This window comes from Escherichia sp. E1130 (genome assembly GCF_005781065.1).
Lineage (GTDB): Bacteria > Pseudomonadota > Gammaproteobacteria > Enterobacterales > Enterobacteriaceae > Escherichia.
The window spans coordinates 26,296-45,757 of the sequence record NZ_VATL01000019.1 but is presented as its reverse complement, the minus strand read 5'-3'; the positions used below and the strand labels follow the sequence as shown (position 1 = coordinate 45,757).

Sequence of the window (19,462 nt, the reverse complement as noted above, 5' to 3'; positions counted from 1 at the left end):
GTACTCTATATCTATCATTTAAAAGAAAATTAATCAGGCAGCCTACTGCCCGCTAACGTTATGACAGAACAACAAAAATTGACCTTTAACGCCTTACAGCAACGGCTGGATTCGCTGATGCTGCGTGACGGACTGCGTTTTTCTCGCCGTCTGCACGGCGTGAAGAAGGTTAAAAATCCTGATGCACAACAGGCCATTTTCCAGGAGATGGCTAAAGAGATTGACCAGGCGGCAGAGAAAGTCCTGCTGCGTGAAGCGGCACGACCGGAAATTACTTACCCGGACAATTTGCCGGTTAGTCAGAAAAAACAGGACATTCTCGAAGCAATTCGTGATCACCAGGTGGTGATCGTCGCCGGGGAAACGGGTTCCGGTAAAACGACCCAGCTACCGAAAATCTGTATGGAGCTGGGGCGCGGGATTAAAGGGCTGATCGGCCATACCCAGCCGCGTCGCCTGGCGGCAAGAACGGTGGCGAACCGTATTGCGGAAGAGCTGAAAACGGAGCCGGGCGGTTGCATCGGTTACAAAGTGCGTTTCAGCGATCACGTAAGTGATAACACGATGGTCAAGCTGATGACCGACGGTATCTTGCTGGCGGAAATCCAGCAAGATCGCCTGTTGATGCAGTACGACACCATCATCATCGACGAAGCGCACGAACGTAGCCTGAACATTGATTTTCTGCTCGGCTATTTGAAAGAGTTGCTGCCGCGGCGTCCTGACCTAAAAATCATTATCACTTCCGCGACTATCGACCCGGAACGCTTTTCGCGCCACTTTAATAATGCGCCGATTATTGAAGTCTCCGGTCGGACCTATCCGGTGGAAGTGCGCTATCGCCCGATTGTTGAAGAAGCCGATGACACCGAGCGCGACCAGTTGCAGGCTATTTTCGATGCCGTAGATGAACTGAGCCAGGAAAGCCCTGGCGACATTCTGATCTTTATGAGCGGCGAGCGAGAAATTCGCGATACCGCCGATGCGCTGAACAAGCTGAACTTACGCCATACCGAAATCTTGCCGCTTTATGCGCGGCTTTCGAACAGCGAACAGAACCGCGTGTTCCAGTCGCACAGCGGGCGACGCATTGTGCTGGCGACCAACGTCGCGGAAACCTCGCTGACCGTACCGGGTATAAAGTACGTTATCGATCCAGGTACGGCGCGTATCAGCCGTTACAGCTATCGCACTAAAGTGCAGCGTTTGCCGATTGAGCCAATTTCGCAGGCTTCAGCTAATCAGCGTAAAGGCCGCTGCGGACGTGTGTCAGAAGGGATCTGTATTCGTCTCTATTCGGAAGACGATTTCCTCTCGCGCCCGGAGTTTACCGACCCGGAGATTCTGCGTACTAACCTGGCATCGGTTATTTTGCAGATGACCGCGCTGGGGCTGGGCGATATCGCCGCGTTCCCGTTTGTTGAAGCGCCAGATAAACGCAATATTCAGGATGGTGTGCGTCTGCTCGAAGAGCTGGGCGCGATCACCACGGATGAACAGGCCAGTGCCTATAAACTGACGCCGCTCGGTCGCCAGCTCTCGCAGTTGCCTGTCGACCCACGTCTGGCGCGTATGGTGCTGGAAGCGCAAAAACATGGCTGCGTGCGTGAGGCGATGATTATCACGTCCGCGCTCTCCATTCAGGATCCGCGCGAACGTCCGATGGACAAACAGCAGGCATCGGACGAAAAACATCGTCGCTTCCACGACAAAGAGTCTGACTTCCTCGCGTTTGTAAATCTGTGGAATTATCTTGGCGAGCAGCAAAAGGCGCTTTCTTCAAACGCCTTCCGTCGCCTGTGTCGTACCGATTATCTCAACTATCTGCGCGTGCGCGAATGGCAGGATATCTACACCCAGTTGCGCCAGGTAGTTAAAGAACTCGGCATTCCGGTGAACAGCGAACCGGCGGAGTATCGCGAAATTCACATCGCCTTACTGACTGGTTTGCTTTCCCATATCGGCATGAAAGATGCCGATAAACAAGAATATACCGGCGCACGTAACGCGCGTTTTTCCATCTTCCCCGGTTCCGGTTTATTCAAAAAGCCGCCGAAATGGGTGATGGTGGCGGAACTGGTAGAAACCAGCCGTCTGTGGGGGCGCATTGCGGCACGCATCGATCCGGAATGGGTGGAACCCGTCGCTCAGCATTTGATTAAACGCACCTACAGTGAACCGCACTGGGAACGGGCGCAGGGCGCGGTGATGGCAACGGAAAAAGTCACCGTTTATGGCTTGCCGATTGTCGCCGCGCGTAATGTTAACTACAGCCAGATTGATCCTGCGCTGTGTCGTGAACTCTTTATTCGCCATGCGCTGGTGGAAGGTGACTGGCAGACGCGTCACGCTTTCTTCCGCGAAAACCTGAAACTGCGGGCAGAAGTGGAAGAGCTGGAACACAAATCACGTCGCCGCGATATTCTGGTCGATGACGAAACGTTGTTTGAGTTCTACGACCAGCGCATCAGCCACGATGTGATCTCTGCACGCCACTTCGACAGCTGGTGGAAAAAAGTCAGCCGCGAAACGCCTGATTTGCTCAACTTTGAAAAGAGCATGTTGATCAAAGAAGGGGCAGAAAAAATCAGCAAGCTGGATTACCCGAACTTCTGGCATCAGGGCAATCTCAAACTGCGTTTGAGCTATCAGTTTGAGCCCGGCGCAGATGCTGACGGTGTGACCGTACATATTCCGCTGCCGTTACTTAACCAGGTTGAGGAGAGTGGGTTTGAGTGGCAGATCCCCGGTCTGCGCCGCGAACTGGTGATTGCTCTGATTAAATCGTTGCCGAAACCGGTACGCCGTAATTTTGTACCCGCGCCAAACTACGCCGAAGCGTTTTTAGGCCGCGTCACACCGCTGGAGTTACCGTTGCTCGACAGCCTTGAACGCGAGCTACGGCGGATGACCGGCGTTACCGTTGACCGCGAAGACTGGCACTGGGATCAGGTGCCTGATCACCTGAAAATCACCTTCCGCGTGGTGGATGACAAAAACAAGAAGCTAAAAGAAGGACGCTCGCTACCAGATCTGAAAGATGCCCTGAAAGGCAAAGTGCAGGAAACGCTGTCTGCGGTGGCGGATGACGGTATCGAGCAGAGCGGCTTACATATCTGGAGTTTTGGGCAACTGCCGGAAAGCTACGAACAGAAGCGTGGCAACTACAAAGTGAAAGCGTGGCCGGCGCTGGTGGATGAGCGCGACAGTGTGTCGATCAAACTGTTTGATAACCCGCTGGAGCAAAAGCAGGCAATGTGGAACGGTCTTCGCCGTCTACTGCTGCTGAATATTCCATCGCCGATCAAGTATTTGCATGAGAAGTTACCAAACAAAGCTAAGCTGGGGCTGTACTTTAACCCGTATGGTAAAGTGCTGGAGCTTATTGACGACTGTATTTCCTGCGGTGTGGATCAACTGATCGACGCCAATGGTGGACCGGTCTGGACGGAAGAAGGCTTTGCTGCGCTGCATGAAAAAGTGCGCGCTGAACTGAACGACACGGTGGTGGATATTGCGAAGCAGGTCGAACAAATCCTCACTGCGGTGTTCAATATCAACAAACGCCTGAAAGGTCGGGTGGATATGACGATGGCGCTGGGACTGTCGGATATCAAAGCGCAGATGGGCGGGCTGGTTTATCGCGGTTTTGTTACTGGTAACGGCTTCAAACGGCTGGGCGACACGCTGCGATATTTGCGGGCGATTGAAAAACGACTGGAAAAACTGGCGATTGATCCACATCGCGACCGTGTGCAGATGCTGAAAGTCGAAAACGTCCAGCAGGCGTGGCAGCAATGGATCAACAAACTGCCGCCTGCACGTCGTGAGGATGAAGACGTGAAAGAGATCCGCTGGATGATAGAAGAGCTGCGCGTTAGTTACTTCGCTCAACAGTTGGGGACACCTTATCCGATTTCAGATAAGCGTATTTTGCAGGCGATGGAGCAGATTAGCGGTTAACTCTGCTATTTGCCTGATAAATCTAAAACCCGGTAAGCATTTAGCGCCGGGTTTTTTATTAATTCTAAAAACGGTAAAGGCAAAAATTGGGGAATTCAGAAAAATACAATTCTCTGCTGCAAGATGAATAATGTTTATCTACAGCTTTTCCGTAAAAGATATGTCAGGCTTGCGGAGAGGTGGTTAAGGAAATACGGCTTCCTCCTTTCAGAGTGCTCCGCTTCTCATTATTATCTCACGCAGTATTCTTAAGGGAACGATAAGGAGGGACCATGAATATTAACCCGTTTCCGACGCTTTCAGCGTCAACCATTGATGCTATAAACGTTATCGGTCGATGGCTGGCGCAGGATGATTTCTCCGGTGAAGCTCCGTATCAGGCCGATTGCGTGATACTTGCAGGCAATGCTGTCATTCCCACTATCGATGCCGCTTGTAAGATTGCAAGAGATCAGCAAATTCCTTTACTGATTAGCGGTGGTATAGGTCACTCGACAACTTTTTTGTATAGCGCCATCGCACAGCATCCGCACTACAACACTATCAGCACCACTGGCAGGGCAGAAGCTACCATCCTGGCGGATATCGCTCATCAGTTCTGGCACATTCCGCAGGAAAAAATCTGGATTGAAGACCAGTCAACTAACTGTGGAGAAAATGCCCGTTTCAGTATCGCATTATTGAATCAGTTAGCAGAGCGAGTCCATACCACGATTGTCGTCCAGGATCCCACTATGCAACGCCGAACCATGGCGACGTTCCGTCGTATTACCGGAGATAATCCTGATGCGCCTCGCTGGCTAAGTTATCCGGGATTCGTACCACAGTTGGGAAATGATGCAGGCAGCGTGACGTTTGCTAATCCGCTGACAGGACTATGGCCAGTTGAGCGATATTTGTCTCTACTTACTGGCGAGCTGCCACGCTTGCGCGATGACAGCGATGGCTATGGACCGCGCGGACGCGATTTTATCGTTCACGTCGATTTTCCGTCAGAAGTTACGCAGGCATGGCAGCTATTACAGCATGACGCTGTGCTTATTGAGGCAATGGAGAGTCGCTCACTGCGCTAATAATTGCCCGTTTGTGAACAAATGATTGCAAACGGGTAATGATCTGCTCTTTTTCTTCCTCTCTTTATTCCCGTCGTATCTCTTTTTATGAAGCCTTTCACAAAATTGCACATCCACGATGCCTTCTCTGCTGTGATTGATGTTAATTAACACATGAGTTACAAAATATAAACATATCAATCGCAGGAGTAGCCCATGTCTGTACCCGTTCAACATCCTATGTATATCGATGGACAGTTTATCACCTGGCGCGGCGACGCATGGATTGATGTGGTTAACCCCGCAACAGAGGCAGTGATTTCCCGCATTCCTGATGGCCAGGCTGAAGATGCTCGCAAAGCAATCGATGCGGCAGAGCGAGCGCAGCCAGAATGGGAAGCATTACCCGCGATTGAACGAGCGAACTGGTTACGGAAAATCTCTGCGGGGATCCGCGAACGGGCCAGTGAAATTAGCTCATTGATCGTCGAGGAAGGTGGCAAAATTCAACAGCTGGCCGAAGTCGAAGTCGCTTTTACTGCTGACTATATCGATTACATGGCAGAATGGGCTCGTCGCTACGAGGGCGAGATTATTCAAAGTGATCGTCCTGGGGAAAACATCCTGCTGTTTAAACGTGCGTTGGGCGTAACGACCGGTATCCTACCGTGGAACTTCCCGTTTTTCCTGATCGCTCGCAAAATGGCGCCAGCTCTTCTCACAGGCAATACCATCGTCATCAAACCGAGCGAATTTACGCCAAACAATGCGATCGCATTTGCTAAAATCGTCGACGAAATTGGCCTACCACGCGGCGTGTTTAACCTTGTGTTAGGACGCGGTGAAACGGTAGGTCAGGAGTTGGCGGGTAATCCAAAAGTCGCTATGGTCAGCATGACAGGCAGCGTCGCTGCCGGAGAAAAAATCATGGCGACCGCGGCGAAAAATATCACCAAAGTGTGTCTGGAGCTGGGGGGCAAAGCCCCTGCTATCGTGATGGATGACGCCGATCTTGAATTGGCCGTCAAAGCCATTGTTGATTCACGCGTGATAAATACCGGGCAGGTGTGTAACTGTGCGGAACGTGTCTATGTGCAGAAAGGTATTTACGATCGCTTTGTTAATCGACTGGGCGAGGCAATGCAGGCGGTTCAATTTGGTAACCCCGCCGAACGTAACGACATTGCGATGGGGCCGCTGATTAACGCTGCGGCTCTGGAAAGGGTGGAACAAAAGGTAGCGCGGGCAGTAGAAGAGGGCGCGAGAATCGCGTTGGGTGGTAAGGCTGTAGAAGGGAAAGGTTATTATTATCCGCCAACGTTGCTTTTGGATGTCCGCCAGGAAATGTCCATTATGCACGAAGAAACCTTTGGGCCAGTGCTGCCGGTAGTCGCTTTTGACACGCTGGAACAGGCTATCTCCATGGCCAACGACAGCGATTATGGCCTGACGTCATCGATATATACCGAGAATCTTAACGTGGCGATGAAAGCCATCAAAGGACTCAAGTTTGGCGAAACCTACATCAACCGAGAAAACTTCGAAGCTATGCAAGGTTTCCATGCTGGATGGCGTAAGTCGGGTATTGGCGGCGCAGATGGCAAACATGGTTTGCATGAGTATCTACAGACTCAGGTGGTCTATTTGCAGTCGTAAGATATGAAAGAGGCGGAGGTTTTTCCTCCGCCAGTGCTGGTCAGAGTTTGGCGAATTTTTCCAGAGTACGAATGAGTTGAGTGACAAAACCATACTCGTTATCGTACCAGGCGACGGTCTTCACCAGTTGTAAATCGCCCACTGCGGTGATTTCCGTTTGGGTCGCATCAAACACCGAACCAAAATGGCTGCCAATGATATCGGAAGAGACAATCTCTTCGTCGGTATAACCAAATGACTCGTTATTGGTCGTTGCTTTTTTAAGTGCGTTATTCACCTCTTCAGCAGTCACTTTTTTCCCAAGGATAGACACCAGCTCGGTCACTGAACCTGTTTTCACTGGCACGCGTTGCGCATGGCCTTTAAGTTTGCCGCTAAGTTCCGGGATCACCAGACCAATAGCTTTTGCCGCACCGGTAGTGTGGGGGATGATATTTTCCGCCGCTGCCCGCGATGCACGTAAATCTTTACCACGCGGACCATCCACCAGAGACTGGGTGCCGGTATAGGCATGGATCGTTGTCATTGTGCCAACTTCTATCCCAAAACTGTCATGCAATGCTTTGGCCATCGGCGCAAGACAGTTGGTTGTGCATGACGCCACAGAAATAATGGTGTCGTTGCCATCCAGAGTGCCATCATTGACGTTATAAACGATGGTTTTCATTTCTCCTGCCGGTGCGGAAATCAACACCTTTTTCGCTCCAGCGTCCAGATGCGCCTGGGATTTTTCTGCGGAAGTATAAAAACCGGTACATTCAATGACAATTTCAGCACCTTTTACTTTCCAGGGGATATTTTTCGCGTCTTTTTCGGCGTAAACCGCAATACTTTTTCCATTAACAATAAGTGAATCCTCTGTGAAATCGACGCTCCAGGGGAAAGGACCGTAGTTTGAATCGTGCTTTAGTAGGTAGGCGAGAATTTTCGGAGACGTAAGATCATTAATGGCGACAACGTCAATGTTACTTTTAATCTCAAGTAGCCGACGTAATACCAGCCGGCCGATACGACCAAAACCGTTAATGCCAACTTTGCTCATGGTTTTCTCCAGTCAAGAACTTGTGGGTAAAAATTAGTCCTTTCCAGGCTTAGACCAGGATGACAGGATGGGCAATCTACCTTTTTGCCATGAAACGTAACGTACTGAAAACGGGTGAACAATATTTAATGAAATTTTAAGAAAAGCTCGTTATGTTAACGGCAAATTGTGTTAAAGCAGGAAATGTTATGGGAATTAGATATTCAAGGTTACAAATTGGCATTCACTGGCTGGTCTTTTTGCTGGTTATTGCAGCCTATTGTGCGATGGAGTTTCGTGGATTTTTCCCGCGTAGCGATCGTCCGGTGATCAACATGATCCACGTTTCATGTGGCATCTCAATTCTCGTGCTGATGGTGGTTCGTCTGTTACTCAGATTGAAATACCCAACGCCGCCCATTGTACCGAAACCCAGGCCCATGATGACGGGACTCGCTCATTTGGGACATTTGGTGATCTATCTCCTGTTTATTGTATTGCCAGTGATTGGTTTGGTGATGATGTATAACCGGGGTAATCCGTGGTTTGCGTTTGGTCTGACAATGCCTTACGCGTCAGAGGCCAATTTTGACCTGGTGGATAGATTAAAGTGGTGGCATGAAACGTTGGCCAATCTGGGATATTACGTTATCGGGCTTCATGCGGCTGCTGCTCTGGCACACCACTATTTATGGAAAGACAACACGCTTTTGCGCATGATGCCGCGTAAGCGCTCCTGAGGGTATTAGAAGAAAGCGCCTGTACTAAACCAGACCCGTGGTACAGGCGAAGAATACGGGCCTACATCGGAAGCGCCTATTATATTTATTTGTATGACAAATAAAACCATAATCCGAGTTTATATGTTCAACGGGTTGATATTTAATCAATATATCTACTGTTAAGATTGAAATTCAATTTCTCCAATCTTTGATCTCCCCTAAGTGAAATAAAGACCGCACAGCGTATAACTTTTATACCGAACATAAGATTCGGCAAGCCATGGAGGTTGTATGAAAAAGTTGCTCTTTATTTTACTGATGGGATTACTGATGTCTTTTTATGTTGATGCCGGGCGCAAACCCTGTTCTGGTGCGAAAGGGGGGATCTCTCACTGTACAGCTGGCGGTAAATTTGTCTGTAATGATGGTTCTATCAGCGCATCGAAAAAAACATGCACTAACTAAAAGGGGCGCCATGAGAAAATGAACTCGTCAACCAGATGCGCGGGGAATTCTCCCCGCGCAGGCCCTTACCTGGACTGACAGGCCATGAGAGCCGCTACCTCCTTATCACCGTCCCGGAATCGCAGTTCGTAGAGCGTTTGTCGGGTCAGGAGTGTGAATGCCAGAATCGTGATACAGATAATGAGCAGACACACCACCAGGGGGTTGCGCTTCATAGCCTTTCTCCTTGCCGGATGGCAGGTAAGAGGCTAACATCTGAATTGCTAGCTTCATTCGTTGGCCTCGGTTGATAGAAATATCGGTCGGGGCCTTCGTCTTTCTGATTTTCGGTAAGCCTGAAAACAGAAAGTCTCAGGCGCCCGCAAACATCCTATGTAATTACCCTTACCAGCGAAATAATCACTTCACGAAATTGCGTGGCATTTTCCAGAATTTTTCGTAATACGCCTTACAAGGTATAACTACTCGTAAGTCTCCTCATTCCGATGGTAATAATCTCTCATCACAAAAATTGTTGTAAAAATGTGATATGAACAGGTTTTTGCCAGTAAGCAATTACCATCGATTGCCGATGACTCTCTATCGGGAGTAACCAGGAAGAGAGACAACGGTCATGAATACAACATCCTCACACCGCTTAGGCTTTTTACATCACATCAGGCTGGTTCCATTATTTGCCTGCATTCTTGGCGGCATCCTGTTTCTGTTTGCCTTGAGTTCATCCCTGGCGGGGTATTTTCTCTGGCAGGCAGACCGCGATCAGCGCGACGTCAGCGACGAGATCCAGATACGCACGGGTTTAGCAAACAGCTCTGATTTATTGCGTTCAGCCCGGATCAATATGATTCAGGCCGGGGCAGCAAGTCGTATCGCTGAAATGGAAGAGATGAAGCGAAATATTGCGCAAGCGGAATTGCAAATAAAGCAATCGCAACAAGGCTATAACGTTTACCGTGCTCGCCTGGTGAAAACTCCCGCTGACGATGCGCTGGACGGAGAATTAAATCAGCGTTTCCTGGCTTATATTTCCGGCCTGCAACCCATGTTGAAATATGCCAAAAATGGCATGTTTGAAGCCATTATCAATCATGAAAGTGAGCAGATCAGAACGCTTGATAATGCCTATAACCAGCAGTTAAGCAAAGCCATTGAGATACGTAGCGCCAGAGCTAACCAGCTAGCGGAACAGGCGCATCAGCGTACTCGTCTGGGAGGGATGTTTATGATTGGCGCATTTATACTTGCGCTGGTAATGACGCTGATAACCTTTATGGTGTTACGCCGGATTGTCATTCGTCCACTGCAACATGCTGCCCAACGGATTGAAAAAATTGCCAGTGGCGATCTGACTCTGGTTGACGAACCCACTGGCCGCAGTGAAATTGGCCGCTTAAGTCGCCATCTACAGCAAATGCAGCATTCGCTGGCGCTGACGGTGGGAACGGTGCGTCAGGGGGCTGAAGAGATCTATCGTGGCACCAGTGAGATTTCTGCCGGTAATGCTGACCTTTCCTCACGCACCGAAGAACAAGCGGCGGCAATTGAACAAACCGCCGCCAGCATGGAGCAACTCACCGCAACAGTGAAGCAAAATTCTGATAATGCACATCATGCCAGCAAACTGGCGCAAGAGGCCTCAAGTAAAGCCGGTGATGGCGGACAAACAGTTTCCGGTGTAGTGCGGACAATGGGGAATATCTCCAGTAGCTCAAAGAAAATTTCTGAAATCACGGCTGTTATCAACAGTATTGCCTTCCAGACCAATATCCTGGCGCTCAACGCCGCTGTTGAAGCCGCACGAGCCGGTGAGCAAGGGCGGGGATTTGCCGTTGTCGCCAGCGAAGTGCGTACACTTGCAAGCCGTAGCTCCCAGGCGGCGAAAGAGATTGAAGGCTTGATCAGTGAGTCCGTCAGGTTGATTGGCCAAGGGGCCGATGAGGTGGCAACGGCAGGGAAAACCATGAGGGCTATTGTTGATGCTGTGGCGAGCGTCACACATATCATGCAAGAAATAGCTGCCGCCTCAGATGAACAAAGCAGAGGTATCACACAAGTTAGCCAGGCGATTTCTGAAATGGATAAAGTGACGCAACAGAACGCTTCTCTGGTGGAAGAGGCTTCAGCTGCGGCGGTATCTCTTGAAGAACAGGCGGCGCGGTTAACTGAAGCCGTGGATGTGTTCCGTCTGAAGAAACAACCAGCTCAGGCGGATCAACAAGGAACAGGGAGTTCAGTGAGTTTGGCAACGGTGTGATAAAAAAGGGATCGTAAGATCCCTTACTTTTCAGAACGGCATTGATTTTCGAATGGCGTTAATCATCAACTGACAACCGGAAGAGAGTGTTGCATCTACGCGGGTCAGTATTCCAATAGGTTCGCCTGCTCCATGCCCCGGAACAGGCAGGGCCACCAGCGTGGCATGACGCAGGTCGTCTTTCACAGCGCCAGAAGGAACAAACCACACATAGTCGTATTCAACCGTAAGCTGACGTGAAAGCGATGCAGACAACGTTTCAATACAGCCTGAAGGAATTTTACATCCCTGGCTTTTTACTAATGCCTCTGAATGCTGCCGTGGCGCGGTGCCTTCTGGTGATACGACAACAGGCCATTCCAGTACCCGACTTAACGTTACGTTCTCCTGAAGCAGGGGGTGATTAGGTCTAACAACTAACTTAAGTGATTCGAGAAACAGCAGCTCGTAATTAAGTCCGGTCATCAGTTCAGGATCTGACATCCGACCAACACCAATATCGATTTCCCCTGTTTTTAACCCCGCCAGGATCATCGTGTTACTCATGGTGGCAACTTGCAGTGTGGTTTCTTTTTGTTGCTGATGAAACTGACCTATAACCGAAGGTAATATCCCCAGCGCCGCGGTAGGTAGCGCGCCCACTCTGACGACATCATTGTTAAGGCCTTCTTTACGATTAAGTGATTGTCCAGCGGTGTTAATGGCGTCAAGAACTCTGACTGCGTGAGTTAAAAATTGCTCGCCAGGTAAGGTGAGCTGCGCGCCTTGACGTCCTCGGTCGAACAGGCGAGCCCCCGTCAATTGCTCCAGCTCATTCAATGTCTTAGAGAGTGCCGGTTGACTCAGATTAAGGGTTTCAGCCGCGCGCCCCAAAGTTCCTTGTTGTGCGACAGCTACGAATGTATGAAGGTGGCGCAAACGGATGCGCTGACTAAACAGACTATTTTTTTCCATAAGCGATGTTAAAAACGAAGCGGTGCCGCTGACAAGTGATGTTGTTTGATTATGATAACTTGATTGCAAAATATTATTAACATTTAAAGTAGTTATGTTACATCGAAATCGATAATATTGATGATTTCGCGGCGAGATCACAGTTTGTAAATTCTTCCCACCAGAGTGAATGCGGTTACCTACACTCGAGATAATTGACCACTGGGGGTAGGCATTATGGCGAACAGCATCACAGCGGATGAGATTCGGGAACAGTTTTCGCAGGCAATGTCAGCCATGTATCAACAAGAAGTTCCACAGTACGGTACGTTGCTGGAACTGGTCGCTGACGTGAATCTGGCTGTGCTGGAAAATAATCCCCAACTGCATGAAAAAATGGTTAATGCGGATGAACTGGCGAGGCTTAACGTTGAACGTCATGGGGCGATACGTGTAGGAACCGCGCAGGAACTTGCCACATTAAGGCGGATATTCGCCATTATGGGAATGTATCCGGTGAGTTATTACGATCTCTCGCAGGCTGGCGTGCCGGTACATTCTACGGCATTTCGGCCCATCGATGATGCCTCGCTTGCGCGTAATCCTTTCCGCGTTTTTACCTCATTGCTCCGCCTTGAGCTTATCGAAAACAAAACATTGCGCCAAAAGGCGGCGGAGATTTTACGCCAGCGCGATATCTTTACCCCACGTTGTCGGCAACTGTTAGATGAATATGATCGGGAGGGCGGTTTTAGTGAAGCGCAAGCGCGGGAGTTTGTGCGAGAAGCCCTGGAGACATTTCGTTGGCATCAGTCAGCAACGGTAGATGAAGAAACCTATCACGCGTTGCATAACGAGCATCGGCTGATCGCTGATGTAGTCTGTTTTCCAGGCTGTCATATCAATCACCTGACGCCACGCACGCTAGACATTGATCGGGTGCAGTCGATGATGCCCGAATGCGGTATCGAACCAAAAATTCTCATCGAAGGGCCGCCGCGCCGCGAGGTGCCTATTTTATTGCGTCAAACCAGCTTTAAGGCACTGGAAGAAACGGTTCTGTTTGTGGGGCAACAGCAGGGGAGGCATACCGCGCGATTTGGCGAGATAGAGCAGCGCGGAGTGGCGTTAACGCCGAAAGGGCGGCGGCTGTATGATGAACTTCTGCGTAATGCCGGAACTGGACAGGATAATCTCACTCATCAACTGCATTTGCAGGAAACCTTTCGCGCTTTCCCGGACAGCGAATTTTTGATGCGCCAGCAAGGGCTGGCATGGTTCCGTTATCGACTGACACCATCGGGTGAAGCGCATCGTCAGGCGATACATCCAGGGGACGATCCGCAACCTTTGATTGAACGTGGCTGGGTTGTCGCACAACCTATTACCTATGAGGATTTTTTGCCGGTGAGTGCGGCGGGGATCTTCCAGTCCAATCTCGGTAACGAAACGCAGACGCGCAGTCATGGTAATGCCAGTCGTGAGGCATTCGAGCAGGCGCTGGGCTGCCAGGTTTTTGATGAATTTCAGTTATACAAGGAAGCGGAAGAACGCAGTAAACGCCGCTGTGGATTGCTTTAAAATCGGGCCATCCTGCTTTGCAAAAATTTGCCTGATTTTACAAATGAATCAGGCTCTTCCCATCGACATAAAAAAATTGCCGATTTGTGCAGATTCTCCATGCTCAACAATTGGATTATTAATAAATATTGTCTAGAGTGAGCGGTCATTAATAAGCACTTTCTTGCCGCTGAAAACGACCAGCGCGGGACCATTCACAACACCAGAAGGACTCACTGTCAGGTATGGATCGTAGACGATTTATTAAAGGTTCAATGGCTATGGCCGCCGTGTGCGGTACCAGCGGTATTGCTTCTCTTTTTTCTCAGGCTGCGTTCGCGGCAGATTCTGATATTGCCGATGGGCAAACTCAGCGTTTTGACTTTTCGGTTTTACAGTCGATGGCGCATGATTTAGCGCAAAAGCCGTGGGGTGGCGAGCCGCGTCCGTTACCCAACACGTTGGCGACTATGACCCCGCAGGCTTATAACAGCATTCAATACGACGCCGAACAATCACTGTGGCATAACGTCGAGAACCGCCAGCTTGATGCCCAGTTCTTTCATATGGGGATGGGTTTCCGCCGCCGCGTACGCATGTTCTCGGTTGATCCTGCAACGCATCTGGCACGTGAAATTCACTTTCGTCCAGAATTGTTCAAATACAATGATGCGGGCGTAGATACCAAACAACTGGAAGGGCAAAGCGATCTCGGCTTTGCAGGCTTCCGCGTATTTAAAGCGCCGGAACTGGCTCGCCGCGATGTGGTATCGTTCCTCGGTGCAAGCTATTTCCGTGCCGTTGATGACACGTATCAATACGGTTTATCGGCCCGTGGTTTGGCAATTGATACTTATACCGACAGCAAAGAAGAGTTCCCCGATTTTACCGCTTTCTGGTTTGATACCGTAAAACCAGGCGCAACCACCTTTACCGTTTATGCCTTACTCGATAGCCCCAGCATTACCGGTGCCTACAAGTTCACCATCCAGTGTGAAAAGAGTCAGGTGATTATGGATGTTGAAAACCATCTGTATGCGCGTAAAGAGATCAAGCAATTGGGTATTGCGCCGATGACCAGTATGTTTAGTTGCGGCACTAACGAACGTCGTATGTGCGATACTATTCATCCGCAAATCCATGATTCTGACCGTCTTTCCATGTGGCGGGGCAATGGCGAGTGGATCTGCCGTCCGCTAAATAATCCGCAGAAATTGCAGTTCAATGCCTACACCGACAATAACCCGAAAGGCTTTGGTTTATTGCAACTGGATCGTGATTTCTCCCATTATCAAGACATCATGGGCTGGTACAACAAACGACCAAGTTTGTGGGTAGAGCCTCGTAATAAATGGGGCAAAGGCACCATTGGTCTGATGGAAATCCCAACAACGGGTGAAACGCTGGATAACATTGTCTGCTTCTGGCAGCCAGAAAAAGCAGTAAAAGCAGGGGACGAGTTTGCATTCCAGTATCGTCTGTACTGGAGCGCACATCCCCCTGTTCAATGTCCATTGGCACGTGTTATGGCGACGCGCTCCGGCATGGGAGGTTTTCCGGAAGGTTGGGCGCCGGGTGAGCATTATCCAGAAAAATGGGCGCGTCGTTTTGCCGTCGATTTTGTTGGTGGGGACCTGAAAGCGGCTGCGCCTAAGGGAATTGAACCTGTTATTACGCTCTCCAGCGGTGAAGCGAAGCAAATCGAAATTCTCTACATTGAACCGATTGATGGTTACCGTATTCAATTTGACTGGTATCCGACTTCGGACTCTACTGATCCGGTTGATATGCGGATGTATCTCCGCTGTCAGGGCGATGCCATCAGTGAAACATGGCTGTATCAGTATTTCCCACCAGCTCCGGATAAGCGCAAATACGTTGACGATCGCGTGATGAATTGATCGTCATTTTTTTCGGCACCTTCTGACGGAAGGTGCCGTCTGGTAAAACACGATCCCGCTCGCATTTTTCCCCAAACTATCTGAGTAATCTGATGATGTGTATTTCATGTACACTTTGTCAGCCACTAACAGGGAGTGCGTATGTTTCCAGAATACCGAGATTTAATATCCCGTCTGAAAAACGAAAATCCTCGCTTTATGTCCTTGTTCGATAAACACAATAAACTTGATCATGAAATTGCCAGAAAGGAAGGTTCCGACGGTCGAGGATACAATGCGGAAGTGGTCCGCATGAAAAAACAGAAGCTCCAGTTGAAAGATGAGATGCTCAAAATCCTGCAACAGGAGAGCGTCAAAGAGGTGTAAACTTTCTTAAGCCGCCTGCCAGGCGGCTTTTTTAACAACTGCATGGATTGACTGGAGATAAGATGACTGAAACGATAAAAGTAAGCGAATCACTTGAATTACATGCTGTTGCAGAAAGTCATGTCACACCTCTTTATCAGTTAATCTGTAAAAATAAAACCTGGTTACAGCAGTCGCTAAACTGGCCACAGTTTGTTCAAAGTGAAGAGGACACGCGAAAAACGGTGCAGGGTAATGTGATGTTGCATCAGCGTGGATATGCCAAAATGTTCATTATTTTCAAAGAAGATGAACTTATCGGCGTTATCTCGTTTAATCGTATTGAACCACTGAATAAAACCGCGGAAATCGGCTACTGGCTGGACGAATCTCATCAGGGGCAGGGGATCATTTCTCAGGCGCTGCAGGCATTGATTCATCATTATGCTCAGTCTGGTGAACTCAGACGCTTCGTGATCAAATGTCGGGTGGATAATCCCCAAAGCAATCAGGTAGCTTTGCGCAATGGTTTTATCCTTGAAGGTTGCCTTAAACAGGCTGAGTTCCTGAATGATGCCTTTGATGATGTGAACTTATACGCGCGTATTATCGATTCACAATAACCCTGGCAGCGGCGTTCGCGTAATGCGCTCCTCGCCGTTAATAACTTTTGGACCACGGACATGAACCGTGTCGCCATCAAAGGCTGCAACGACGGCGTGGTCGGTTAACTCCACATGGTTTTCAATCATCACCGCACCTGTAATGCGGCTGTTCCCCTGTATGGTGACGTGATTGTCGAGTAAAACCGGACCACCACGTACGAGAGCATGACCACCCACCAGAACATGATGTTTTAACACACAATTGCCTTCCACCGAGGCATGTTCCGCTACCTGCGAACTGTAATGAAGCGTGGGAATGGCATCTTCTTCTGTTCCGGCGATCACACGTGCATGTCCGTAGACTTTCGTGCAGTCACACAGCCAGACGTTGTTCTCTTCATTACCTTCAATACTTGCAAAATCAAAAACTTCGGCGCGATGCTCAATGAACGCAAATTTCACAATGGCATCACCATATATTTGCGCCTGATGAACAATGCGCGAGGCGCTGACTCTTGCGCGATCATAAATTTGCAACAGAAGATGGTGGTCGGGCGTTAAACCTTGCGCAGCGACTACCATTGAGTTCTGATCAATGCAGGCATGACCAGAAATCCTGCAATTTCCGCATATTAATGAATCATGAATTGTGACGTTGTCACTTATCAGGGCGCCCTGACTGATTTTGCTATTATCGATCCAGACGTTATCCTTCGCGCAAACATCGCCCCATAGCTCGCTGCTTCCGGTGATGCGTGTATTACCGGATATCACCGTTCCGGCAAACGCGATGGCATTCTGGTCATAGATCCAACAATTTCCGTCCTGGGCCAATACGGTTTCATTATCAATCCAGCCGCCAGGCGTTCCGGCTATTACGTCATTAAAATCAGCGATGGCAATAATCTGCCGCAATAAAACACTCTTTTTATCGCTATCTTCCTGATAACTAAAAGCTCGTTGTTCTTCACTAAGACGATATTTGCGCATAGCGTTTTCCCGCAGGTGACCTACTATAACCGTAGCAAATTCTGTGACTCTGGCTATGTTTAGCAAATTTCCATAAAATGCATTTCAAATATACTTTATAAATTAAACAAAATGAGTAAGAAGATGCAGAGCGATAAAGTGCTCAATTTACCGGCAGGTTACTTTGGCATTGTGTTGGGGACGATAGGGATGGGATTTGCCTGGCGCTATGCCAGCCAGGTTTGGCAGGTCAGCCACTGGTTGGGCGATGGGCTGGTGATTCTGGCAATGATCATTTGGGGATTACTGACTAGCGCATTTATTACCCGACTCATACGCTTTCCGCATAGCGTGCTGGCGGAAGTGCGTCATCCAGTGATGAGCAGTTTTGTGAGTTTGTTTCCGGCAACAACGATGCTGGTGGCAATTGGTTTTGTCCCCTGGTTTCGTCCGCTGGCGGTGGGCCTGTTCAGTATTGGTGTTGTGATTCAACTGGCTTATGCCGCCTGGCAAACAGCCGGTTTATGGCGCGGTTCCCATCCTGAGGAAGCTACGACACCCGGACTTTATTTACCGACTGTTGCCAACAACTTCATCAGTGCAATGGCCTGTGGAGCATTGGGCTACACCGATGCTGGTCTGGTATTTTTAGGGGCTGGCGTTTTCTCCTGGTTAAGTCTTGAGCCGGTAATCCTTCAGCGTCTGCGCAGCTCGGGAGAATTGCCCACGGCACTGCGTACATCGCTGGGGATTCAGCTTGCACCGGCGCTAGTGGCATGTAGCGCCTGGTTGAGCGTCAACGGTGGCGAGGGCGACACACTGGCGAAAATGCTTTTCGGTTACGGTCTACTGCAACTTCTTTTTATGTTACGCCTGATGCCGTGGTATCTCTCCCAGCCGTTTAATGCCTCATTCTGGAGTTTCTCGTTCGGCGTATCTGCACTGGCAACCACCGGTTTGCATTTAGGAAGCGGTAACGACAATGGCTTTTTCCATACCCTGGCTGTGCCGCTATTTATTTTTACCAATTTTATTATCGCATTACTGCTCATCCGTACTTTCGCGCTTCTGATGCAGGGAAAATTGTTAATCAGAACCGAGCGCGCCGTTTTAATGAAAGCTGAGGACAAAGAATGATTATTCGTGATGAAAACTACTTCACTGATAAATATGAATTAACCCGCACACACTCTGAAGTTCTGGAAGCGGTGAAAGTGGTTAAGCCGGGTAAAACGCTGGATCTGGGCTGTGGTAATGGCCGTAACAGCCTTTACCTGGCAGCCAATGGTTATGATGTCGACGCATGGGATAAAAATGCCATGAGCATTGCCAACGTCGAACGCATCAAATCCATTGAAAAACTGGAAAATTTGCGCACCCAGGTTGTTGATCTAAATAGCCTGACGTTTGATGGACAATACGATTTTATTCTTTCTACCGTGGTGCTGATGTTCCTGGAGGCGAAAACCATTCCTGGATTGATTGCCAATATGCAGCGTTGCACCAAACCCGGTGGTTATAACTTGATTGTGGCAGCAATGGACACAGCTGATTTTCCATGTACCGTCGGGTTCCCCTTTGCCTTTAAAGAAGGGGAGTTACGTCAATATTACGAAGGCTGGGAGATGCTGAAATACAATGAAGACGTGGGTGAACTCCACCGCACCGACGCTAACGGCAATCGCATTAAACTACGTTTCGCCACGATGCTGGCACGTAAAAAATAAGCTAACAGGGCAAGGCGCATGAAAATGCCCACGTGAGATGTTTAACTGTTTTTTTTCGGTAAGCATATTTTTTATCGAGGTGATGTGAAATATATCACAGTGGTTGAAGTTTTTTATCGGCTTAACTGCCTGAAATTTAACAACTGATGATTGACTCTGCCCCCTTTTCGTCATTGACTATATTGTCAGAAAAGGGGCTGGAAAATTTATTTTCACCAACACTTTTTTTGCCACAACACGAAGCGGTACTTTTTGCTATAACTTAAAAAGTAATATAATCATCTCAGGA

The 19,462-nt window shown here is 49.1% G+C and carries 16 protein-coding genes; 12 read left to right on the top strand and 4 right to left on the bottom strand.

The features are described 5' to 3' along the window. Nucleotides 1-60: 60 nt before the first annotated feature. The 3 genes from hrpA to aldA all read left to right on the top strand — a co-directional run bounded on the left by hrpA (nucleotide 61) and on the right by aldA (nucleotide 6,671). Entirely contained in the window at nucleotides 61-3,963 is a 3,903-nt protein-coding gene (gene hrpA, locus FEK66_RS17910) for an ATP-dependent RNA helicase HrpA (protein ID WP_135493879.1), read from the top strand. A 272-nt stretch (nucleotides 3,964-4,235) separates the two neighbouring features. Then, nucleotides 4,236-5,036 carry a DUF218 domain-containing protein YdcF gene (ydcF, locus tag FEK66_RS17905; RefSeq protein ID WP_135406531.1) on the top strand — a complete coding sequence of 267 codons (801 nt, stop codon included), beginning with the start codon at nucleotides 4,236-4,238 and terminating at the stop codon, nucleotides 5,034-5,036. 195 nt (nucleotides 5,037-5,231) lie between these two features. Then, nucleotides 5,232-6,671 (top strand): aldehyde dehydrogenase, encoded by a 1,440-nt coding sequence (gene aldA / locus FEK66_RS17900; RefSeq protein WP_130260864.1) that lies wholly within the window; start codon nucleotides 5,232-5,234, stop codon nucleotides 6,669-6,671. A gap of 40 nt (nucleotides 6,672-6,711) precedes the next feature. On the opposite strand, the gene gap is transcribed toward aldA, so the two are convergent. Beyond that, on the bottom strand, nucleotides 6,712-7,713 hold the full coding sequence (gap, locus tag FEK66_RS17895; RefSeq protein WP_135493881.1) for a type I glyceraldehyde-3-phosphate dehydrogenase: 1,002 nt from the start codon (nucleotides 7,711-7,713) through the stop codon (nucleotides 6,712-6,714). 188 nt (nucleotides 7,714-7,901) lie between these two features. On the opposite strand from gap, the gene cybB reads away from it, so the two are divergent. Together cybB and FEK66_RS17885 are read left to right on the top strand one after the other, a co-directional pair. Next, the gene (cybB, locus tag FEK66_RS17890) at nucleotides 7,902-8,432 is read left to right on the top strand and encodes a cytochrome b561 (protein WP_130210235.1); all 531 of its coding nucleotides are present in this window, start codon (nucleotides 7,902-7,904) and stop codon (nucleotides 8,430-8,432) included. A 273-nt stretch (nucleotides 8,433-8,705) separates the two neighbouring features. Beyond that, on the top strand, nucleotides 8,706-8,879 hold the full coding sequence (locus tag FEK66_RS17885; protein WP_130210233.1) for a hypothetical protein: 174 nt from the start codon (nucleotides 8,706-8,708) through the stop codon (nucleotides 8,877-8,879). A gap of 65 nt (nucleotides 8,880-8,944) precedes the next feature. Here the strand turns inward: FEK66_RS17885 and FEK66_RS17880 are convergent, their stop codons facing one another. Further along, nucleotides 8,945-9,094: a type I toxin-antitoxin system Hok family toxin gene (locus tag FEK66_RS17880; RefSeq protein WP_064527420.1), complete on the bottom strand. Its 150-nt coding sequence runs from the start codon at nucleotides 9,092-9,094 to the stop codon at nucleotides 8,945-8,947. A gap of 398 nt (nucleotides 9,095-9,492) precedes the next feature. Between FEK66_RS17880 and FEK66_RS17875 the strand changes: the two genes are divergently transcribed. Continuing rightward, nucleotides 9,493-11,133 carry a methyl-accepting chemotaxis protein gene (locus tag FEK66_RS17875; RefSeq protein ID WP_135493883.1) on the top strand — a complete coding sequence of 547 codons (1,641 nt, stop codon included), beginning with the start codon at nucleotides 9,493-9,495 and terminating at the stop codon, nucleotides 11,131-11,133. Between the two features lie 30 nt (nucleotides 11,134-11,163). Here the strand turns inward: FEK66_RS17875 and FEK66_RS17870 are convergent, their stop codons facing one another. Next, nucleotides 11,164-12,087, bottom strand: coding sequence for a LysR substrate-binding domain-containing protein (locus FEK66_RS17870; protein ID WP_130210229.1), 924 nt, complete (start codon nucleotides 12,085-12,087; stop codon nucleotides 11,164-11,166). Between the two features lie 216 nt (nucleotides 12,088-12,303). Between FEK66_RS17870 and FEK66_RS17865 the strand changes: the two genes are divergently transcribed. The 4 genes from FEK66_RS17865 (at nucleotide 12,304) to rimL (ending at nucleotide 16,495) form a co-directional block, all read left to right on the top strand. Continuing rightward, a complete protein-coding gene (locus tag FEK66_RS17865) occupies nucleotides 12,304-13,647 on the top strand; it encodes a VOC family protein (RefSeq protein WP_131161509.1) in 1,344 nt (447 codons plus the stop codon). Nucleotides 13,648-13,871: 224 nt separating this feature from the next. Next, the gene (opgD, locus tag FEK66_RS17860) at nucleotides 13,872-15,527 is read left to right on the top strand and encodes a glucan biosynthesis protein OpgD (protein WP_135493885.1); all 1,656 of its coding nucleotides are present in this window, start codon (nucleotides 13,872-13,874) and stop codon (nucleotides 15,525-15,527) included. A 141-nt stretch (nucleotides 15,528-15,668) separates the two neighbouring features. After that, on the top strand, nucleotides 15,669-15,893 hold the full coding sequence (locus tag FEK66_RS17855) for a YdcH family protein (RefSeq protein WP_001296778.1): 225 nt from the start codon (nucleotides 15,669-15,671) through the stop codon (nucleotides 15,891-15,893). A gap of 62 nt (nucleotides 15,894-15,955) precedes the next feature. After that, nucleotides 15,956-16,495, top strand: coding sequence for a 50S ribosomal protein L7/L12-serine acetyltransferase (gene rimL / locus FEK66_RS17850; RefSeq protein WP_130260857.1), 540 nt, complete (start codon nucleotides 15,956-15,958; stop codon nucleotides 16,493-16,495). On the opposite strand, the gene ydcK is transcribed toward rimL, so the two are convergent. Continuing rightward, complete coding sequence (gene ydcK, locus FEK66_RS17845) at nucleotides 16,487-17,467, bottom strand: YdcK family protein (protein ID WP_135493887.1); 981 nt, start codon at nucleotides 17,465-17,467, stop codon at nucleotides 16,487-16,489. The two genes, rimL and ydcK, sit on opposite strands and share 9 nt — an antisense overlap. A 123-nt stretch (nucleotides 17,468-17,590) precedes the next feature. On the opposite strand from ydcK, the gene tehA reads away from it, so the two are divergent. Both tehA and tehB read left to right on the top strand, forming a co-directional pair. After that, nucleotides 17,591-18,583: a dicarboxylate transporter/tellurite-resistance protein TehA gene (tehA, locus tag FEK66_RS17840; protein ID WP_130210219.1), complete on the top strand. Its 993-nt coding sequence runs from the start codon at nucleotides 17,591-17,593 to the stop codon at nucleotides 18,581-18,583. Next, nucleotides 18,580-19,173, top strand: coding sequence for a tellurite resistance methyltransferase TehB (gene tehB, locus FEK66_RS17835; RefSeq protein WP_130219288.1), 594 nt, complete (start codon nucleotides 18,580-18,582; stop codon nucleotides 19,171-19,173). Before tehA ends, tehB begins: the two co-directional genes overlap by 4 nt. Nucleotides 19,174-19,462: the final 289 nt, after the last annotated feature.